The sequence below is a fragment of the Streptomyces sp. IBSBF 3136 genome (assembly GCF_036815105.1).
Taxonomy (GTDB): domain Bacteria; phylum Actinomycetota; class Actinomycetes; order Streptomycetales; family Streptomycetaceae; genus Streptomyces.
In genome coordinates this window covers 40109-59462 of sequence record NZ_JAJSZC010000004.1, presented here as the reverse complement: position 1 = coordinate 59462, position 19354 = coordinate 40109, and the positions used below count along the sequence as shown (strand labels likewise).

18 protein-coding genes and 1 pseudogene are annotated in these 19354 nt (G+C 73.1%); 8 read left to right on the top strand and 11 right to left on the bottom strand.

All coding sequences use genetic code 11. From position 1 onward, the window contains the following. Window positions 1-71: 71 nt before the first annotated feature. The 3 genes from V7E45_RS01605 to V7E45_RS01595 all read right to left on the bottom strand — a co-directional run bounded on the left by V7E45_RS01605 (window position 72) and on the right by V7E45_RS01595 (window position 3505). The gene (locus V7E45_RS01605) at window positions 72-695 is read right to left on the bottom strand and encodes a TetR/AcrR family transcriptional regulator (protein WP_333772218.1); all 624 of its coding nucleotides are present in this window, start codon (window positions 693-695) and stop codon (window positions 72-74) included. After that, window positions 692-2185 carry an MFS transporter gene (locus V7E45_RS01600; RefSeq protein WP_333772217.1) on the bottom strand — a complete coding sequence of 498 codons (1494 nt, stop codon included), beginning with the start codon at window positions 2183-2185 and terminating at the stop codon, window positions 692-694. Before V7E45_RS01600 ends, V7E45_RS01605 begins: the two co-directional genes overlap by 4 nt. Window positions 2186-2251: 66 nt before the next feature. Further along, the gene (locus tag V7E45_RS01595) at window positions 2252-3505 is read right to left on the bottom strand and encodes an FAD-dependent monooxygenase (protein ID WP_333772216.1); all 1254 of its coding nucleotides are present in this window, start codon (window positions 3503-3505) and stop codon (window positions 2252-2254) included. A gap of 345 nt (window positions 3506-3850) precedes the next feature. Here V7E45_RS01595 and melC1 point away from each other — a divergent pair, with 345 nt between their 5' ends. Both melC1 and melC2 read left to right on the top strand, forming a co-directional pair. After that, on the top strand, window positions 3851-4234 hold the full coding sequence (melC1, locus tag V7E45_RS01590) for an apotyrosinase chaperone MelC1 (protein WP_333772215.1): 384 nt from the start codon (window positions 3851-3853) through the stop codon (window positions 4232-4234). Between the two features lie 35 nt (window positions 4235-4269). Next, entirely contained in the window at window positions 4270-5091 is an 822-nt protein-coding gene (gene melC2 / locus V7E45_RS01585) for a tyrosinase MelC2 (RefSeq protein ID WP_333772214.1), read from the top strand. Here the strand turns inward: melC2 and V7E45_RS01580 are convergent, their stop codons facing one another. Both V7E45_RS01580 and V7E45_RS01575 read right to left on the bottom strand, forming a co-directional pair. Continuing rightward, window positions 5092-5784 (bottom strand): ribonuclease H family protein, encoded by a 693-nt coding sequence (locus V7E45_RS01580; RefSeq protein WP_333772213.1) that lies wholly within the window; start codon window positions 5782-5784, stop codon window positions 5092-5094. Window positions 5785-5862: 78 nt separating this feature from the next. Next, a complete protein-coding gene (locus V7E45_RS01575; RefSeq protein WP_333772212.1) occupies window positions 5863-6657 on the bottom strand; it encodes a VOC family protein in 795 nt (264 codons plus the stop codon). A gap of 315 nt (window positions 6658-6972) precedes the next feature. Between V7E45_RS01575 and V7E45_RS01570 the strand changes: the two genes are divergently transcribed. The 3 genes from V7E45_RS01570 to V7E45_RS01560 are packed head-to-tail and all read left to right on the top strand — an operon-like array spanning window position 6973 to window position 10415. Beyond that, window positions 6973-8415 carry a family 2B encapsulin nanocompartment shell protein gene (locus V7E45_RS01570; protein WP_333772211.1) on the top strand — a complete coding sequence of 481 codons (1443 nt, stop codon included), beginning with the start codon at window positions 6973-6975 and terminating at the stop codon, window positions 8413-8415. A gap of 16 nt (window positions 8416-8431) precedes the next feature. Beyond that, entirely contained in the window at window positions 8432-9484 is a 1053-nt protein-coding gene (locus tag V7E45_RS01565; RefSeq protein ID WP_333772210.1) for a family 2 encapsulin nanocompartment cargo protein terpene cyclase, read from the top strand. Window positions 9485-9515: 31 nt separating this feature from the next. Beyond that, window positions 9516-10415 carry a geranyl diphosphate 2-C-methyltransferase gene (locus tag V7E45_RS01560; RefSeq protein ID WP_333772209.1) on the top strand — a complete coding sequence of 300 codons (900 nt, stop codon included), beginning with the start codon at window positions 9516-9518 and terminating at the stop codon, window positions 10413-10415. Window positions 10416-10530: 115 nt separating this feature from the next. Here V7E45_RS01560 and V7E45_RS01555 read toward each other — a convergent pair whose 3' ends face one another. Beyond that, window positions 10531-11013 (bottom strand): VOC family protein, encoded by a 483-nt coding sequence (locus V7E45_RS01555; RefSeq protein WP_333772208.1) that lies wholly within the window; start codon window positions 11011-11013, stop codon window positions 10531-10533. A 122-nt stretch (window positions 11014-11135) separates the two neighbouring features. On the opposite strand from V7E45_RS01555, the gene V7E45_RS01550 reads away from it, so the two are divergent. Beyond that, window positions 11136-12341 carry an epoxide hydrolase family protein gene (locus V7E45_RS01550; protein WP_333772207.1) on the top strand — a complete coding sequence of 402 codons (1206 nt, stop codon included), beginning with the start codon at window positions 11136-11138 and terminating at the stop codon, window positions 12339-12341. 53 nt (window positions 12342-12394) lie between these two features. Here V7E45_RS01550 and V7E45_RS01545 read toward each other — a convergent pair whose 3' ends face one another. Next, window positions 12395-12790 (bottom strand): helix-turn-helix domain-containing protein, encoded by a 396-nt coding sequence (locus V7E45_RS01545; protein WP_333772206.1) that lies wholly within the window; start codon window positions 12788-12790, stop codon window positions 12395-12397. Between the two features lie 237 nt (window positions 12791-13027). On the opposite strand from V7E45_RS01545, the gene V7E45_RS01540 reads away from it, so the two are divergent. Further along, window positions 13028-13915 carry an RNA polymerase sigma factor SigF gene (locus V7E45_RS01540; protein ID WP_333772205.1) on the top strand — a complete coding sequence of 296 codons (888 nt, stop codon included), beginning with the start codon at window positions 13028-13030 and terminating at the stop codon, window positions 13913-13915. Window positions 13916-14011: 96 nt separating this feature from the next. Here V7E45_RS01540 and V7E45_RS01535 read toward each other — a convergent pair whose 3' ends face one another. Then, on the bottom strand, window positions 14012-14461 hold the full coding sequence (locus V7E45_RS01535) for an ATP-binding protein (RefSeq protein WP_333772204.1): 450 nt from the start codon (window positions 14459-14461) through the stop codon (window positions 14012-14014). 304 nt (window positions 14462-14765) lie between these two features. Continuing rightward, window positions 14766-16145: pseudogene (locus V7E45_RS01530) on the bottom strand (DUF6777 domain-containing protein); the annotation flags it as partial. A gap of 255 nt (window positions 16146-16400) precedes the next feature. On the opposite strand from V7E45_RS01530, the gene V7E45_RS01525 reads away from it, so the two are divergent. Next, entirely contained in the window at window positions 16401-17594 is a 1194-nt protein-coding gene (locus V7E45_RS01525; RefSeq protein ID WP_443055897.1) for a streptophobe family protein, read from the top strand. Between the two features lie 189 nt (window positions 17595-17783). Here the strand turns inward: V7E45_RS01525 and V7E45_RS01520 are convergent, their stop codons facing one another. Then, window positions 17784-18782, bottom strand: coding sequence for a serine/threonine-protein kinase (locus V7E45_RS01520; protein WP_333772202.1), 999 nt, complete (start codon window positions 18780-18782; stop codon window positions 17784-17786). Continuing rightward, window positions 18779-19351, bottom strand: a complete 573-nt coding sequence (locus tag V7E45_RS01515; protein WP_333772201.1) for a hypothetical protein — start codon at window positions 19349-19351, stop codon at window positions 18779-18781. The genes V7E45_RS01520 and V7E45_RS01515 overlap by 4 nt, the downstream gene beginning before the upstream one ends. Window positions 19352-19354 lie beyond the last annotated feature (3 nt).

Below are 19354 nucleotides of genomic sequence, written 5' to 3'. Positions count from 1 at the left end.
CGGGGCGGCGTTCTGCCCCGCCGGCCCGCGGGACGGTGACGGGCCCGGCGGCAGGGGTGGTGCCCGGTGGTTCAGGCCGTGCGGGACGGGCGGTGCGGGCCCGGTCCGGGCGTCAAGTGCGCCTGCACGAGGGGCCCGTAGTGGTCCACGATCGCGTCGATGCCGGTCCCGCGCAGGTGCGGCCCGCGCGCGATGCCGTACATGACGCCGAGGCCGAGGAGCGCCGCGACGGCGAGTTCGGCGCGCAGCCCCGCCTCGGGGCCGGGGAGCCGGCCGGCGAGGCGTTCGGTCACCTGGGCGCGGAAGTTGGCCCGCAGGACGTCGCCGTGCTCGCCGTGCAGGGGGGCGAAGGCGATGCGCAGCAGCGGGTCGGCCCCGCGCTCGCGCTGGCTGGCCAGCACATGGCGGACCATGTGCCGGCCCAGCGCCTCCAGGGGCGCGTCGAGCAGGTCGTCGGCGTCGGTGTCGAAGGACATCACGCGGGCGAAGAGGGTGTCCTTGTTGCCGAAGTACTTCAGGATCAACGGCGGGCTGACACCGGCTCGTTCGGCTACGGCCCGCAGGGTGATGTCGGCGTGCGCGTGCCGGGCCAGCAGGTACCGGGCCGCCTTCAGGATGGCGTCCTTGGTGGCCCCCGCGTCACGGCGGCCCGTGGCGGTCGGCGCGGGTCCGGAAGGAGTGCTCACGGCACTCATGCTCCCTCCATCGCCCCGTCGCGCGCCCCCCGGGTGGCGGGGGCCCGCCGGGAGTCGTCGGAGGGCCGGTCGCCCGGGATCGACAGGGCCGCGGCGCAGGCGACCAGGGCGACCGCGCCGGCCATCGCGAACGCCAGCAGGTAGCCGTGCAGCGTGGGCACCGCGAGGCCGCCGAGCGGGCTGCTGTGGTGCACGAGGACGGCGGCCACGGCGGCACTGGAGGTCGCCTGGCCGATGGTGCGCATCAGGACGTTGACGCCGTTGGCGGAGGCCGTCTGACCGGCCGGGACGGCGCGCAGGATCAGGGTCGGCAGCGCCGAGTAGGCGAGGGTGGTGCCGGTGGCGACCACGGTGGCGCCCAGGATGATCATCCACAGGTCGCGGCTGTCGGCGATGCGCAGCGCGTAGCCGCAGGCGATGACGGCGGCGCCGAGCGCGAGGGTGATGCGGGGGCCGCGCGCCGCCGAGATGCGGGCGGACAGCGGCGAGAAGAGCAGCATGGTGACGCCGCCGGGCAGCAGGCACAGGCCGGTGGCGACGATCGAGAGCCCGAGGCCGTAGCCGGTCGCCTTCGGCGCCTGCACCAGCTGGGCGGTCACGAGCGAGTTGGCGTAGAAGGCGAACCCGGTGAGCAGGGCCGCCACATGGGACAGGCCCACCCGGGGCCGGGTGACCAGGCGCAGGTCGACGAGCGGGCGCGAGGCGCGCAGTTGCTGCCACCACCACAGGGCGAGGACCGTGACGGCCGCGAGGAACAGCCCGAGGACCCGCGGGCTGCCCCAGCCCCAGGTGCCGCCCTGCGAGACGGCGAGCAGCAGGCAGGTGAGGCCGACGGCGATGCCGAGCGCGCCGAGCGCGTCGAAGCGGCCCGGCTCTCGTACGGGCGACTCCTTGACCGCCCACCAGGTGGCCGTCACACCGAGCGCGCCGAGGGCGCTGGTCAGCCAGAACATGGTGTGCCAGTCGGCGTACTGGACGACGAGCGCGGCGAGCGGCAGGCCGAGGGCGGCGCCGATGCCGACCGTGGAGCTCATCAGCGCCACCGCCGAGCCGCGCCGCTCCGGCGGGAGTTCGTCGCGCAGGATGCTGATGGACAGCGGGACGACGGAGGCGGCGGCGCCCTGCAGCGCGCGGGCCGCGATGAGCACGGCGATGTCGGAGGAGAGCGCGCACATCACCGAGCCGGCGGTCATGAGCACGAGGGCCGCCGTGAGGACCCGGCGTTTGCCGTACATGTCGCCGGCCCGGCCGAGTACCGGGGTGAGCACCGCTCCGGAGAGCAGGGTCGCCGTGACCATCCAGGAGACCGTCGCCGCCGAGGAGCCGGTGAGCCGGGGCAGGTCCGGCAGGAGCGGTACGACCACGGTCTGCATGACCGCCATGAGGATGCCGCCCGACGCCAGCACCGGAATGGTGAGACGGTCCCGCAGCGGGGGTGCCTCCGGGGTGGTGCCGGGCGGCGGGGATATCGGGGCGGGGTCCTGCTCCATCGGCGCTCCTGCGGGCAGCACGGATTCGAGGTGAATAACAATTCACCCTATCCGGTGAATGACCATTCACCAAGGCGGCCGGGGCCGCCGCGCACCCGCGGACCGGGCGCGGTCGCCCGCCGACCGGGACTGCAGGGCACGGGCCACCCGGGGGCCGAGCCGGCGCTTGAGCACGCGCAGGGCCCCGACCCGGCCGGCGGCCTTGTCGAGGCCGTAGTAGAGCTGCGGCGGGACGTACGGCAGCAGCGGCGAGTGGCGCTGGCCGAGCAGCGCGAACATGCGGTGCGGCGGCAGGTCGATGTAGCGGGGCAGGTCCTCGTACCAGCGGGCGCTGTGGCGGGCGGCGCTCTGCGCGCCGAGCAGTTCGGACCGGCGCCGGCGCTCGTAGGCGGCCAGGGCGTCGGGCAGGGCGGTGTGTTCGCGCAGGGCGGCGGCGAGGCCCATGGCGTCCTCCAGGGCGAGGGTGGTGCCGGCGCCGATGGAGTAGTGGGTGGTGTGGGCCGCGTCCCCGAGCAGGACGAGGTTGCCGCGATGCCAGGTGCGGTTGGTGAGGGTACGGAACCTGGGCCAGGGCAGCGGGCCGACGGCCGGGGTGCGGGTGACGAGCGGGTGGCCGTCGAGGACCTGGGCGAAGAGCCCCTCCAGCAGCGCGAGCGCCTCGCCCTCGTCCGCGCGGTCCAGACCGAGGCCGGTCAGGGTCCGTGGGGAGCACTCCACCACGCAGGTGCTCCGCTCGTCGCCGCAGCCGTAGCCGTAGGCCCAGATCCAGCCGTGCGCGGTCTCGGCGAAGGCGAAGGTGAAGGCGTCGAAGACCTTGCTGGTGCCGAGCCAGGCGTAGTGGTTGCGGCCCTCCTGGAACCGGGCGCCGAAGTGGTCGGCGTGCCGGGTGCGCAGCGCGCTGTGGACGCCGTCGGCCGCCACGACGAGGTCGGCCTCCGGCGGATCGTCGGCCGTGATCTCGGACCCGAACTCCAGCCGGACACCGAGGGAGCGGGCACGGTCGGCGAGGATCGCGAGGAGGCGGTGGCGGCCGATGCCGTGACCCTCGTCGCCGGGCTGCCGGGTGACCTGGCCGCGCACATGGGCCACGCCCTGGTTCCAGCGCAATGAGTGCTCCGCGACGGCGCGGGCGGAGTCCGGGTCGTGGGCGTACAGCCGGTCGAGCAGGGCGCGCCAGTAGGTCACGCCCCAGCCGTAGGTCGAGCCCTCGGGGTCGCGTTCGTGGACGGTGACGTCGTGGGCGGGGTTCTGCCGCTTGAGCAGGATGGCGAGGTACAGGCCCGCGGGCCCTCCCCCGACACAGACGACCTTCACGCGCACACCCCTCCTGGTCACCGAACGTGCCCGAACGGCACCGCAGGGTAGCAGGGGGCGGGGAGGCGGCGTGGGCTCCGGGATCGCGTCAGTCTCAGGCGGTGACCCGCGCCACTCGGGCGGGCTGCATGGGAGAAGGATCACCGGAACGGGATGCGCGCCGGCAAGGAATTCCCTGTTCCGCGACGGGCGGCACCCCTGCGTGAGCAAGATCATCCTGGTTCAACCTTGCACGACATGTAGGTAATTGTCCGGATCGTAGCCAACCGGTTCCGGATGATTTCCTCCCCTCGCGGGCGGCCCGATAGGCATGCGGGGTCACCCCTCGAACACCTTTCCCGGAGGACCCGCATGCCTGAACTCACCCGGCGCCGCGCGCTGACCACGGCGGCCGCGCTCGCCGCCACGGCGGGCGCCGCCGGCCTCGCCGCGCCCACCGCCTCCGCCACCCCGGCCGCCGGACACCGGCACGGTTCACCTGAGTCCTTCGACGAGGTCTACAAGGGCCGCCGGATACAGGGCCGCCCCTCCGGCATGGGCGGTCACCACCACGAACACGGCGGCGGCTGGTCCGTGTTCGTGGACGGGGTGGAACTGCACGTGATGCGCAACGCCGACGGCAGCTGGATCAGCGTGGTCAGCCACTACGACCCGGTGCCCACCCCGCGGGCCGCCGCCCGTGCCGCGGTGGACGAGCTGCAGGGCGCCCCGCTGCTGCCCTTCCCCGCCAACTGACCGCCCCAGCCAAGGACTTCCGGAGCACCACGCAGATGACCGTACGCAAGAACCAGGCCGCCCTGACCGCCGACGAGAAGCGCCGGTTCGTGAACGCCGTCCTCGAACTGAAGCGCAGCGGACGTTACGACGAGTTCGTCCGCACGCACAACGGCTTCATCATGGCCGACACCGACACCGGCGAGCGGACCGGCCACCGCTCCCCGTCCTTCCTGCCCTGGCACCGCAGGTTCCTGCTCGACTTCGAGCAGGCGCTGCAGTCGGTGGACTCCTCGGTGGCGCTGCCCTACTGGGACTGGAGCAACGACCGCACGGTACGCGCATCGCTGTGGGCGCCGGACTTCCTCGGCGGCACCGGACGCGGCTCCGACGGCCGGGTGATGGACGGTCCGTTCGCCGCCTCCACCGGCAACTGGCCGATGAGCGTGCGCGTGGACGGCCGTTCGTTCCTGCGCCGCGCCCTCGGCGTGGGCGTGCGCGAGCTGCCGACGCAGGCGGAGGTGGAGTCGGTGCTGGCGATGGCCACGTACGACTCGGCGCCGTACAACAGCGCCTCCGACGGGTTCCGCAACAACCTGGAAGGCTGGCGCGGGGTCAACCTGCACAACCGGGTCCACGTGTGGGTCGGCGGGCAGATGGGCACCGGGGTCTCCCCCAACGACCCGGTGTTCTGGCTGCACCACGCCTACGTCGACAAGCTGTGGGCCGAATGGCAGCGCCGGCACCCGGACTCCGGCTACGTGCCGGGCGGCGGGACGCCGGACGTCGTCGACCTGAACGAGACGATGAAGCCGTGGAACGACGTGCGCCCGGCCGACCTGCTGGACCACACGAAGTTCTACACGTTCGACTCCTGATCAGGCGTCGGCCGTACGGCACTCCGGGTGGCCCCAGCCCTCGGCGTTCTTGGCGATGGACTCGCCGGCGGCGTAGGAGCGGCCGCACAGGCAGCGGCCGGGGAACTTCGCCTTGATGGTGCGCGAGGACGCTCCGCCACCGCCGCGGCGGGGCGTCTTCTTGCGCGCGGGGGCCGCCTTGGGGGTGTCGGGCGACGCCGGCGGCTCCGGCGAACCGAGCGCACTGCCCGCCGCCTCCTGCGCCGAGGCCGCCTGGCTGGCCGCGCGGTCGGCGAAGTCGTTCAGCGGATCGCCGTCGACCTGGTGGGCGGGGACGTAGCGGAAATCGACGGAGCGGCCGTCGAGCAGCGCGTCGATGCGGACCACCAGGTCCTGGTTGGCGACCGGCTTGCCCGCGGACGTCTTCCAGCCGTTGCGCTTCCAGCCCGGCAGCCAGGTGGTGACGGCCTTCATGGCGTACTGGGAGTCCATGCGGATCTCCAGCGGCACGTCCGGCTCGACCGCGGTCAGCAGCCGCTCCAGCGCGGTGAGTTCGGCGACGTTGTTCGTGGCCCGGCCGAGCGGGCCCGACTCCCAGCGGGCGGGCGTCCGCTCGTCGTCCGAGACCACCCACGCCCATCCGGCCGGGCCGGGGTTCCCCTTCGAAGCCCCGTCGCACGCGGCCACCACACGTTCACGCATGGGCCCGATCATGCCATGGCCGCGCCGGTGGCCGGAGCCGCCGGGGGCGGCCGACCGGTGGCCGCGGCCGCGGCGGGACCCCGGGACGGCTCAGGCGTCCGCGGTCCTCGGCATCTCCCCCTCGGTGGTGGTGACGTCGATCACCGAGAAGTTCGCTCCCTGCGGGTCGCTGAGCGCCGCGAACCGGCCGAAGGGGCTGGTCATGGGCCCGAAGCGGAGAACGGCGCCGAGCTTGACCGCCCGCGCCACGGCCTCGTCGCAGTTCTCGACGGTGAAGTACACGTTGACGTACGACGGCACCTCGGGCGGGAAGTCGTCGGTCATCCGCATCCGGCCGAGGACGGTCTCCTCCCCCACGTCGAACATGGCGAAGTCGACCGCGTCGTCCTCGATCCGCTTCGCCCGGTAGGGGAAGACGGCCGTCAGGAAGGCGTCGGTCCGCTCCGGCTCCCGGGTGAAGACCTCGGCCCAGCAGTAGGCGCCCGGCACCCCCGTGGCCTCGAAGCCCTCGTGGACACCGCCCTGCCAGACCCCGAACACGGCTCCGCTGGGCTCCCGCGCCAGGCACATGGTGCCGAAGTCGCCGACCCGCATCGGCTCCATCAGGACCTCGCCGCCGTTCTCCCGGATCTTCGCCGCCGTCGCGGCCGCGTCCGGCGACGCCAAGTACAGGCACCACTGCGAGTGCCCCTCCTGGCCGGACATGGGCGGGACGACCGCGGCCACCGCCTTCCCGTCCGCGTAGGCCTGCGTGTAGTTGCCGTACTCCGACGTCGACTCGCCGAAGGTCCAGCCGAGGACGTCGCCGTAGAACTCCTTGGCGCCGTCGAGGTCGCCGAACATCGCGTCGGCCCAGCAGGGCGTTCCTTCAGGTTGCACGGCCATGGTCGGGCCCTCCCGGTCGAGTGGTGCGTCCCGGTACATCACGCTAGCCACCCCGCGCCCGGCCCGCGCGCCGAGGCGTCCTGTACCGAAACCCGGGGCCACCGGGGGCGCGGAGGTGATCCACCGGCGCGCGATCTTCCCCGCCACCGCGGCGCGCTCTCGCCGGCGGGTTTGCACCCCGCAATGATCAAAACCGCCCCTTTCACGCTGTACCGGGAGATCACGCGTCCTGTTTGGCTGGTCGCAGCGCACCAGCACCCCGCGCACCACCGACCGATCCGCACCACCCGTGTTCGCCTCTCCGCAGGAGGGAATGTGTCCACTCCGGACATCGCCACCGGCACCGCAGTCGACGAACCCGCCCCAGGGCCCGCGGCCGACGGGCAGCTCACCAGCCTGAGCACCCAGGGGGCCCGCCAGCTCACCACGACCACCAAGACCGAACCGCAGATGCAGGCCATCACCTCCAGGTGGCTGCTGAAGTCACTGCCGTGGGTGGACGTCAAGGGCGGCGCCTACCGGGTCAACCGGCGTCTGCAACTGCGCACCGGCCGCGGCCGCGTCCACTTCGAGCAGAACGGCGCGGACGACATCCGGGTGATCCCGCGGACGCTGACCGAGCTGCCGATCCTGCGCGGCTATCCGGACACCGACGTGCTGCGGGAGATCGCCGGCCGGTTCCAGCCCCGAGAGGTGCGCGCCGGCCAGGTGCTGTTCGAGGCCGGGCAGCCGGTGACCGAGACCTACCTCGTGGTGCACGGCCGGTTCACCCGCTACACCCGGGGCAAGTACGGCGACGAGGAGATCATCGGCGTCGTCACCGACGGCGACCAGATGGGCGACGAGGCGGTCGGCCAGGCCGACCCGCTGTGGACGACCTCGGTGCGGGCCGAGACCGCCGGTGTGGTGCTGGCGCTGCCCTGGGCCGTGGTGCGGGAGGTCACCGAGCGGGCGCCGTCCCTCGCCGCCCACCTCCAGGCCTACGTCGAGCGGCAGCGCAGGCCGATGAACCGCAAGGGCGAGGCGGAGGTCCCGGTACAGGCGGGCCACCTGGGCGAGCCGACGCTGCCGGGCGGCTTCGTCGACTACGAACTCACCCCGCGTGAATACGAGTTGTCACTCACCCAGACCGTGTTGCGGGTGCACACCCGGGTCGCCGACCTCTACAACGACCCGATGGACCAGACCGCCCAGCAACTCCGGCTCACGGTCGAGGAGATCCGCGAGCGGCAGGAGTGGGAACTGGTCAACAACCGGGAGTTCGGGCTGCTGCACAACGTCGACTACGGCCAGCGCATCAGCACCTGGACCGGACCGCCGACCCCGGACGACATGGACGAGCTGCTGTCCATGCGGCGCAAGACCAAGGTGTTCCTCGCCCACCCGAAGGCCATCGCGGCCTTCTTCCGGCAGTGCAACAAGCGCGGCCTGGTGCCCGGCACGGCGAGCGTCGACGGTCACGAGGTGCCTGCCTGGCGCGGGGTGCCCATCTTCCCGTGCGGCAAGATCCCGGTCACCGAGGACCACACCACCAGCATCATCGCGCTGCGCACCGGCGAGGCCGACCAGGGAGTCGTCGGTCTCCACCAGACCGGCATCCCGGAGGAGTACCAGCCGGGCCTGAACGTCCGCTTCATGGGCATCGACACCGCCGCGATCGTCAACTACCTGGTCACCGCCTACTACTCGCTGGCCATCCTGGTCCCCGACGCGGCGGGAATCCTGGAGAACGTCCAGATCGGCCGGACGGCCGAGTGACGGCCGGGAGCACGACATGAGCACACCGCCTGCGTCCTACACCCTGCCCGGGCCGCCGGACATCGCCGGGAGCATGCGCCGCGAGCGGCGCACCGGGGCGATCCCCGGGCTGCGTTACCGGCCGGCCGCTCCCGCCGACCCGCGAAAGGCCGCCGAGATCGACCGCCGGCTGGAGACCTGGGCCCGGGGCCTCGACCTGTTCCCCGAGGCATGGAAAGGGGACTTCTCCGGCTTCCAGTTCGGCCGGGCCGTCGTGCTGCAGCATCCGGGCGCGCTCGACCTGGACCGCCTGACGGTCGCCGGGCAGCTGCTGCTCGCCGAGAACGTGGTCGACTCCTGCTACTGCGAGGAGGACGAGGGCCGTGGCGGAGCCCGCCGGGGCCTCGGCGGCAGGCTGATCATGGCCCAGGCGGCGATCGACCCCTACCACGGCATCCCGGAGCTGGAGGAGGAGTGGCGCCAGGGCGTGCGGGCCGACGGCCCGCTGCGCTCGTACCACTTCGCCCTCACCGACTACGCCGCGTTCGCCACGCCCAGCCAGACCACCCGGTTCGTGCACGACATCGCCCGGCTCCACCTGGGCTACCTGGCCGAGGCCGCCTGGGCGGAGACCCGGTACGTGCCACGGGTGTGGGAGTACCTGGTCATGCGGCAGTTCAACAACTTCCGCCCCTGCCTGTCGATCGTCGACGCGGTGGACGGCTACGAACTGCCCGAGCAGCTCTACGCCCGCCCCGAGATCCAGCGGATCACCGCTCTGGCCTGCAACGCGACCACCATCGTCAACGACCTGTACTCCTTCACCAAGGAGCTGGCGAGCGATCCCACCCATCTCAACCTTCCGCAGGTCGTCGCCGCCGACGAGCGGTGCGGCCTGAAGGCCGCCTATCTGCGGTCCGTCGAGATCCACAACCGGATCATGGACGCCTTCGAGGAGGAGTCGGCCCTCCTGTCCGCCGGTTCGCCGCTGGTGGAGCGCTACGCCCAGGGGCTCGCCGCCTGGGTGTCCGGCAACCACGAGTGGCACGCCACCAACACCCACCGCTACCACCTGCCCGACTACTGGTAACCACACCGCTCCACCGAACGAGAACCGTCACATGAGCAACGAGGAGTCACCGTTGACGACCGTCCCCGTCGCCCGGACCGCGCCCGCCCCGGTGCCGGCCCAGTCCACGTACCAGAGCCGTGTCGCGGACTACTGGAACGCCGAGGAGAACCCGGTCAACCTCGACCTCGGGAAGATCGACGACCTGTACCACCACCACTACGGCATCGGCGCCGCCGACCGCTCCGTGCTCGACGAACCCGACGCCGCCCGGCGCCGGGAGCTGATCACCACCGAGCTGCACCGCCTGGAGCACGCCCAGGCCGAGCTGCTCGCCCGCCACCTCGGCCCGCTCTCCCCCGCCGACCGGGTCTTCGACGCCGGCTGCGGCCGCGGCGGCGGCAGCGTCGTGGCCCATCTGCGGTACGGCTGCCACGCGGACGGCGTGACCCTCTCCACCAAGCAGGCCGACTTCGCCAACGAGCAGGCGCGCCGACGGGGCATCGGCGACAAGGTCCGCTACCACCACCGCAACATGCTCGACACCGGCTTCACCTCGGGGGCGTACGCGGCGTCCTGGAACAACGAGTCCACCATGTACGTCGAGCTGGACCTGCTCTTCGCGGAGCACGCCCGGCTGCTGCGCCGGGGCGGGCGGTACGTGACCGTCACCGGCTGCTACAACGACACCTACGGGCAGGCGTCGCGGGAGGTCTCGCTGATCAACGCGCACTACATCTGCGACATCCACCCGCGCTCGGAGTACTTCCGGGCGATGGCCCGCAACCGGCTGGTGCCGGTGCACGTCGAGGACCTGACGGAGGCGACGATCCCGTACTGGGAGCTGCGCAGGGAGGCCGACCACCTGGTCACGGGCATCGAGGACACCTTCCTGTCCGCGTACCGCAACGGCAGCTTCCAGTACCTCCTCATCGTGGCCGACCGGGTCTAGCCCGCCGGCCCCGGCCGCACCCGGGCCACGGCACACCGGCCCGGCCCTGGCGGGCACCTCCCGGCGCGTGAGCACCGGGGTCCCGCCGGGGCCGGGCGACGGCCGTGGTGGTCCGCTACTCCCCCGCGTACGCCTTGTCGAGCGCGGCGACGTCGAGCTTGCCCATGGCCATCATGGCCTTCGTGACACGCTCGACCTTCGCCGGATCGGGGTCGTGGATCATGTCGCCCAGCCGGTCGTAGACGACCTGCCAGGAGACGCCGTACCGGTCCTTGAGCCAGCCGCAGGGGCCGGGCTCGCCGCCGTTCTCGGTGAGCCTGGTCCAGTAGTGGTCGATCTCCTCCTGGTCGGAACACGGGATCTGGAAGGAGACGGCTTCGGTGAACTTGAACTGGGGGCCGCCGTTCAGCGCGATGAACCGCTGGCCGCCCGCGGTGAACTCGACGGTGAGCACGGCACCGGTCTCGCCGTACCCGGACTCGGTGTAGTGGCTGACCCGGCCGAGACTGGCGTTCTTGAAGACGGACACGTAGAACTCGGCGGCCTCCTCGGCCTGGCCGTCGAACCAGAGACACGTGGTGAATGCGTCGGTGGTCATGAGCACCTCCTGGGCGGTGGGACACGGTCATCGGTATCGACTCGGCGGCGCCGCCGAACTCATCGGCCGGGCCCCGACCGGCCTCCCGGGCACCGGGCGCCCCGCCCACTAGCATCCGCGCCATGACGTCTGCGTCCACCGAGACCATCCGGCCGTTCCGCCTGTCGATCCCGCAGAGCGACCTGGACGACCTGCACGACCGCCTCGACCGCACCCGCTGGCCGGCCGAGCTGCCAGGGGCCGGCTGGGAGTACGGGGTTCCCGGCGGCTACCTGCGGGAACTGGCCCGGTACTGGCGGCACGGCTACGACTGGCGGGCGGCCGAGGCGCGGCTCAACGAGTGGCCGCAGTTCACCACCACGATCGACGGGGCGCACGTCCACTTCGCGCATGTGCGTTCCCCCGAGCCGGACGCGACCCCGCTCCTCCTCACCCACGGCTGGCCCGGCTCGATCGTCGAGTTCCTGGACGTGGTGGGGCCGCTCACCGACCCGGTGGCGCACGGCGGTGAGGCGGCGGACGCCTTCCACGTGGTCGTCCCCGGCATCCCCGGCTTCGGGCTGTCCGGACCGACGGAGGAGTCCGGCTGGGAGGCGGGCCGGGTCGCCGACGCGTGGGCGGAGCTGATGCGCCGACTCGGCTACGAGCGGTTCGGGGCGCACGGCGGCGACTGGGGCGCGGCCGTCTCCCGCGAGCTGGGCCGCGCCCACCCCGGCCGGGTGACCGGCGTGCACCTCACGCTGCTGCCCGGCGCCCAGGCGGCGGCCGAGCCGGGCGCCGAGGAGCTGGACCGGCTGGCACCACGGGAGCGGGAGAACACGCTCGCCTCGTGGCGGCGGTGGGACGAGTGGTCGCGAGAGGGCACCGGCTACGCGGTGCTGCAGTCGACCAGGCCGCACACGCTGGCGTACGCGTTGACGGACTCCCCCGTCGGCCAGCTCGCGTGGATCGTCGAGAAGTTCCGGGAGTGGAGCGACTGCGCCGAGCTGCCGGAAGAGGCCGTCGACCGCGACCGGCTGCTGACGAACGTCATACTGTACTGGCTGACCGGCACGGCCGGTTCGTCCGCGCGCCTCTACTACGAGCGGGCGCACGCCCGGGGCCGGACCGCCCGGCCCGCCGAGCCGTCCACGGTGCCCACGGCCCTGGCCCTGTTCCCGGCCGAGCCCCAGATCCCCTTGCGGCACCGGGCGGAGCGGACCGAGCACATCGTGCGTTGGACCGAGTTCGACCGGGGCGGCCACTTCGCCGCCCTGGAGGAACCCGACCTGCTCGTCGCCGACGTCCGGGCCTTCTTCCGGCAGGTGCGGGACAAGAGCGTGGACTGAGGCGCGGACCCGGGCGTGAGCCGTGGCACGGACCGGTCGCGGCGGGCGGCTCCTCAGGCCGCCAGGCACAGCCCGTCGTACCGCCGGCCCTGGTGGCCGCGCGCCCCGGCCGGACGGCGGAGCACCCCGGTGTGCCGGTTCAGCTCGCCGTGCGTGCGGGACAGCAGGTCGCCGAGTCCCAGGCCGAGCGCGTGGGCCGCGGCGGCGAGCACCTCGGAGGACGCCTCCTTGCGGCCGCGCTCGATCTCGGAGAGGTAGGGCAGCGAGATCCGGGCCGCCTCGGCCACGTCCCGCAGGCTGCGCTCCTGCGCCAGCCGCTCCCGGCGCAGCACCTCACCGACCAGATCGCGCCACAACGGCTCCCGGGGCGCGGGTTCCGGCGGCTGCGGACGGGCGGGCTCGGGGCGCAGCGCAATTACCGGGGCTTCGTCTCTCACCGGGTCGGTCATCCCCTCACCCTAGGTCCCGGACGCGCCGCTCCACCCGGAAACGACGGTTTCCGGCCAGTCCCCGCACCCGAGAGCATGCGGAGCGTCACCGCGGGTACGCGTGACGTGAACGAAGCAGCGGGGTATGCATGACAGCCCGGATCCCGGGTACCCGGGGAGCAGTAATCTGGGCAGGGACTCGGACATACAGGGGGCCGCGGATGCGGCCGTCGCACCGTGACTTTCGTGGGAGAGGTAATGAAAAGCGCCGGTACCCGGTCGGAAGCAGGGTTCGTCGAGGAGACCGCGCAGGACGGGACGGGCGAGGGATCACTGCCCGGCATCCAGGACCCGGCCTCCGTCGCGCCGCGTGACGCACGGGAGCTGTCCCGCCAGTTCTTCCGCCGCCTGACCGAGCTGGAAGAGGGCACGCTCGAGTACCAGTACGCGCGCAACACCCTCATCGAGATGAACATGTCGCTCGTCCGCTTCGCGGCCGGCCGGTTCCGGGGTCGCGGCGACGACATGGAGGACATCGTCCAGACCGGCATGATCGGCCTGATCAAGGCGATCGACCGGTTCGAGCTGGCGCGCGAGGTCGAGTTCACCTCCTTCGCGCTGCCGTACATCGTGGGCGAGATCAAGCGGTTCTTCCGGGACACCACCTGGGCCGTGCACGTGCCGCGGCGGCTGCAGGAGCTGCGCGTGGAGCTGGCCAAGGCCCGCGAGGAGCTGTCCAGCAGGCTCGACCGGGACCCGACCGTCGCGGAGCTGGCCACGCTCATGAACCTCTCGGAGGCCGAGGTGGTCGAGGGCCAGCTCGCCTCGAACGGGTACAACTCCTCCTCCCTGGACGCCGCGCTCACCGGTGACGGCCCCGAGGACGGCGAGGCCGTGCTCGCGGACTTCATCGGGGTGGAGGAAGAGGGCCTCAGGCTCGTCGAAGATTTCCACGCGCTGGCCCCGCTCATGGCCGAACTCAGCGACCGCGACCGGCAGATCATCCACATGCGGTTCGTCGAGGAGGCGACCCAGGCGGAGATCGGCGAGCGGCTCGGCTGCTCCCAGATGCACGTGTCCCGCCTGATCAAGCGGATCATCGCGCGGCTGCGCCAGGGGATGCTGGGCGAGCTCGGCTGCGCCTGACCGTACAGAACCACCGACCCGGGCGCGGCGCGCGCCCGGGTCGGTGGTTCGTCGGTTCAGCGGTCCGGTTCGTCGGGTCCTCTGTTCCTCAGTTCCTCACTTGAGGTCGACCCGCGCGCACACGCGTTTGCCGACCGGGACGCGCTGCACGGTCACCTGGGAGGCCACGGCGTGCACGATCTCCAGACCGTGCCGGCCGACCCGTTCCGGGTTCTTGGGGAAGCGGCGGGGCAGGGCCGCGTTGCTGTCGTAGACGGCCACCTCGACAGCGCTGTCGGTGCCCTCCAGCTCCAGGATGTAGGGGCCGTTGCTGTGCTGGTCGGCGTTGGTGACGAGCTCGCTCACGACGAGGAGCAGTTCACCGTCGGTCCGGCTGCCGATGTCCGCGCACCACTCGGTCCGCAGCTGCTCGAGGAACTGGGCGGCGAAACCGCGCGCCTCGGCGATGCATCCGGGTTCGCCGGTGTAATGCGCCGCGCGTCTCAGCGGCTCCACGGGTACGTCGAAACCAGTCGGTATCACTGCCCCGCCCAGGTGTTCGGTCATGCCTGTCTCTCTCCGGTATGCCGGCCCGGCCGATCGTTGTGCACCCATCCTCGTACCCACAGCAGGGCCCGGCAGTCCCCCCAGTGTGTTCGCCCACCGCGCACGGGGATCGCCGGGCCCGTTCTCAGGTCGTGGGGGTGCCGGCGGAGGGCTGCCCGGGGGCGCTCGCGGTGTCCGGCCGGCCGCCCCGCGTGGACGCTGCCGAGCCGTAGGAGTTCTGCGGCGCGGAGGACGTCGCGGCCGAGGAGCCCGATGTGGTGCCCTGCGAGGTCGGGGCCTGGGCGGTGGTGGGGGCCTGCGTCGGGGACGACGGCGCCTCGGACGACCCGGACCCGGTCTTCGACGGTGCCTCGGAGGACGGGGACGGCGACTCGGACGACGGCGACTTCGAGGGCGACTCGGACGGCGACTTCGAGGGGGACTCGGACGACGGCTTCGAAGATTCGGACGACGGCTTCGAGGAGGACCCCGAGGGCGACTTCGACGAGGATCCGGACGGCGGCTTGCCGCTCGAACCGGGCGAGGTCGAGCCGGAGGAGGCCGGCGACGACGGCGAGGACGACGAGTTCGGCGACGTGGACGACTTCGTCGGCGTGGGGGTCGGCGGGCAGGGCCCCACGGAGGCGCCCGGTGTGCCCGTCGTGCCTGGGCTGGACAGACAGGAGACCGGCCGCCGGTTCCAGGGGCGGGACTCCTTCGGCGGCTCGGTTCGCCGGTCGTGGCGGGCCGTGTCGTCGCCGCGGCGGCGGTGGAACCAGTCGTCGCGGTGGGGGTCGTAGATCACGAAGACGTTGACGACCGCCGGCGCCGGGGTCACCACGATGACGTTCGAGGGCCGGTACGACGCCCAGCGGTCGCCCGTCGGCCGCGGTGCGCGCTGGGCCACCGGCGGCGTCAGCGGGTTCCCGCAGACGCAGCGCGACCGGGGCACACCGTGCGCGTCGACCAGGACGGCGGTGCCGGCCTGGAGGACGGCCTGGTAGCTGGTGGCGCCGCCGCCCCGGTAGCCGTGGTTGGTGACCCGGGTGTCGGCGCGGAGCGTCACGGGTGTCATCGAGCGCAGGTAGGCGGGGACGGCGGACGGCTGGACGCCGACCTGGGAGGCGTACGCGCGGTTCTTGGCCGGGTCCGCCTGGAGCGCCTTGATCTGCTTCTCCACGTCGCAGCTCGGACGGTTCTGGGTGCCGCTGTAGAGGCCCGGGGCGCTGCCCTGGACCGCGCGCACCTCGTTGGTCGGCGCGGACGCCGTGCCCGAGGCGGTGGCCCGCCCGCGGGGGGCGGAGGTGCCCGGAACGGTGGGGCCGCCGGACGAGTGCTTCGGCGGTGCGGTGCCGCCGGTGGCGGTCGAGTCCGTGAAGGGATCAGGACCGGCCTGGTTCGCGGCCTGCAGGAAGACCTCGCCGCCCTTGGCCGAGGAGCCGCCGCCGGGGCGGGTGAGGACCACCGCGACGACGGCCGCGGCCACCACGAGGGCGGTGACGGCGGCTATCCGGGGGGTGGACCGCCACCACGGCGGGTGCGGCTCCCCGGGTCCTGAACCGGCTCCTGACCCGGCGCCCGAACCGGCCCCCGAACCGCCGCCGGGCGGTGGCGCGGGAGGTCCGGCGGGCGGCCGGGAGGGCCCCGACAGAGGGCCTGAGGGAGGCCCGGTCGGGCGGCCGGAGGACGGAGGGTCGACGCTCACGAGGCCTTCTTCCCGTCGCAATGCGCGGCTTATATCAAGAAAAGTCCCGTTTTGTGTGTTTTTAGCGCTTCGAGCCCATTGTGTGCTCCGGTCCCAGGGGCCCCGCAAGCCGACGCGGACGGGCCACCCGGCGGGCGGTGCGGCCGGGTGCTGCTTAGCGTGGCAAAGGTGAGCGCTCCCCCCGTCCCCGCACGGCCCGCCGCCCGTCAGGGCTGGGTGCGGGCCGTGGCCACGGTGCTGACCGGGCTGGTCGTCATGCTGGTGACCGCCGCGCTGGGGCTGTGGGCGGCCGGAGCGGCGGACCTGCCGGACGGGGCGTTCGCCCGGGTGGTGACGGCCACGGTGGTGAGCGCGGTCGGCGGCACCCTCGAACTCTCCGGCGACGCGGGCGCGCTGGCGCGCACCCGGGCAGGTCTGACGGTGATGCCGCTGTCGGTGACCCTGGTGGGTGCCCTGGTGATCGGCACCGGCTTCCTGCGGCCGCTGCGGCACCGCGCGGTCGCCTCGGCCGGGGAACTGGCGGGCTGGGCGGCCCGGCTCGGGGTGCTGTGGCTGCTCGCGCTGATCGGTCTCGCGTTCGCCGCCCGGCAGACCTTCGCCGTGGACCTGGGAAACGGCACGCTCAACGACCTGACCGGCCTGTTCGGCGCGGCACCGACGGTCGGCTTCACCACGAATGTGCCGCTGACCGTCCTGTTCGGGCTGCTGTGGCTCGCCGGGGTGCTGGTCCTGGCCCTGCTGGTCGCGTCCGGCGCCCCGCTGCCGGGGCGGCTGCTGCGCTGGCACACGTCGGTACGGCCTGCCGCGCACGCCATGGTCGTCCTGCTGCTCGCCTACGTCGTCCTGGGGCTGATCGTGGCGCTGGTGTCGGCGGCGGCCCGGGGGCACGCCCGCGACACCTTCGCGGTGATCCTGCTCGGCCTGCCGAACCTGGCCTGGCTGGCCCTCACCCTGGGGCAGGGCGTCACCTGGCACGGCCGGGTGGACGGCCCGTTCGGCCTCCCGGTGCCCCATGTGCTGGACGAGATCCTGCGCACCCCCGGCGTCGCGACACTGAACCTGCGCACACTCACCGGGTACGACAGCCGCATGTGGTGGCTGCTGGTCACGGACGGGGTGCTGCTCCTGGCGGTCGCGTTCCTGATGGCGGTGCGGGTCCCGGCCCGCCTGCCGGCCTGGCGGCACGCCGTGCGGCTGGGCGTCGCGCTGGCCCTGACGGTGCTCATGGTCTGCCTGCTCTGCCGGATGTCGGCGCACTACGGCCTGTCCCTGCTCGGCATCGGCGACCTGGACGGCGGCTTGTCCGGGGAGGTCTTCCTCAGGCCCCGGCTGTGGCAGGCGGTGGGGCTCGGCGCGCTGTGGGGGCTGGCGGCCGGCTTCCTGGGCGCGCTGCCGGCCCGGCCGCTGCACCGACGGGGCCGGGTGGGGACACCGGAGCCGGGGCCCTGACGCGGGACCGGCACAGGATAGATCCGGCGCACGCCCCCCGCCGGGGCCTACGGCCTGTGGCGAAAGTGGCCTCGTCGCCCGAAGGGTGGCCGCGCGGCGTCCGGTGCGGCGCGAGTGCGTGCCGGGCGTCGCACGGCAGAGAAGCACCTTCGCAACAGGCCCTGGATCCGGCGCACGCCCCGCCGGGGCCTAGCGGGAGCCCTGACGGAAGACCGGCCGGGCCCACAGGGGCGGCTCCCGCGGTTCGAGCGGCGCCCTGCGGCCGGCCTCCGTGACCGGGTGGGCCTCGGCCGGCTCGGCGGCCGGTTCGCCGGCCGGGGCCGCGCGCAGGGCGGCGATGAAGTCCAGGCAGGTGTCGTAGCGGGCGTCCGGGCTCTTGGCCAGGGCCCTCGCGAAGACGGCGTCGACGGTCCGGGCGACATCGGGGCGGGCGTCGGTGAGCGGGGGCGGTTCGTCGTACTGGTGGGCCCACAGCAGGGCCATGTCGTCCTCGCGCTGGAAGGGCGGGCGGCCGGCCAAGGTCTCGTAGACCACGCAGGCGAGGCCGTAGACGTCGCAGCGGCCGTCGACGGGACGGCCGGAGATCTGTTCCGGTGCCACGTAGTCGAGGGTGCCGACGAACTGGCCGACGCTGGTGAACCCGGTCAGGGACAGGGACTTCTTGGTCAGTCCGAAGTCGGTGAGGTAGACGTGCTCGGGGTGGTCGCTGTCGGTGCCCCGGGCGACCAGCACGTTGCCCGGCTTCACGTCCCGGTGGACCAGGCCGTGCTCGTGGGCCGCGTCGAGCGCCGAGGCCACCTGGGCGGCGATGCGCACGGCCACGTCGAAGGGCAGCGGCCCGCGCTCGTCCAGGAGGTGGCGCAGGTCCCTGCCGGGCACGTACCGCATGGCGATGTAGAGCACGCCGTCCGTCTCCCCGGCCTCGAAGACGGGCACGATGTGCGGGTGGTCGATCGCGGCGGCCACCCGGGACTCGTGGGTGAAGCGCTGCCGGAAGGTGTCGTTGCGGGCGAGTTCGGGGGCCAGGAGCTTGAGCGCGACCGTGCGGTCCAGGCGCAGGTCGCGGGCGCGGTAGACGACGGCCATGCCGCCGCGCCCGACCTCGCTCTCGACCAGGTAGCTCGCCACCTGGCAGCCGATCAGCTCCGAGGGCCGGCCGAAGGACAGACCCGCCTGGCGCGCCGTCACAGCTCACCCTTACGGGCCGCCATCCGGGTGGCGGCGTGCCCCGTGTCCTCGTGACCGGGCTCCTCGTGCGAGGGCGGCCGGTCGGTGGCGTAGGGGGCCAGCCGCCGCCCCTCGCCGTACATCCAGCGACCCTCCTCGTGGTCGTACACCCACACGGACTCCCCGTCGACCACGACCCCGATCCGCAGTCCGTTCGTCCGGTCCTCGAAGGACTGGCCGTCCAGGGCGCCGTCGGCCAGGTCCTCCAGCGCCGACCGGTAGTCGGCCAGGTCCTGTCCGGCGCGGGCCAGCAGGGGGCGCGGGTCGTCCGTGCCGGCCGCCGGTCCGTCGCCGACCGGCGGGTCCTGGGGCACGGCGACCAGGCGGCGGCCGTCGACCCAGGCGGCCCAGCCGTTGGCGCAGCGGATGTGTCCCCAGTCCCCGAGCCGTTCCACGAGTTCGACCGGCAGCAGCGCGTCGAGGGGCACCGTGGGCCGGCCGGGGTCCGGCGCCTCCCACGCGGCCATGCCGTCCGGCGGGACGACGTGGGTGGGCCGGAACCCGGTGCCCGGCTGCTTCGCTCTCGACATGGC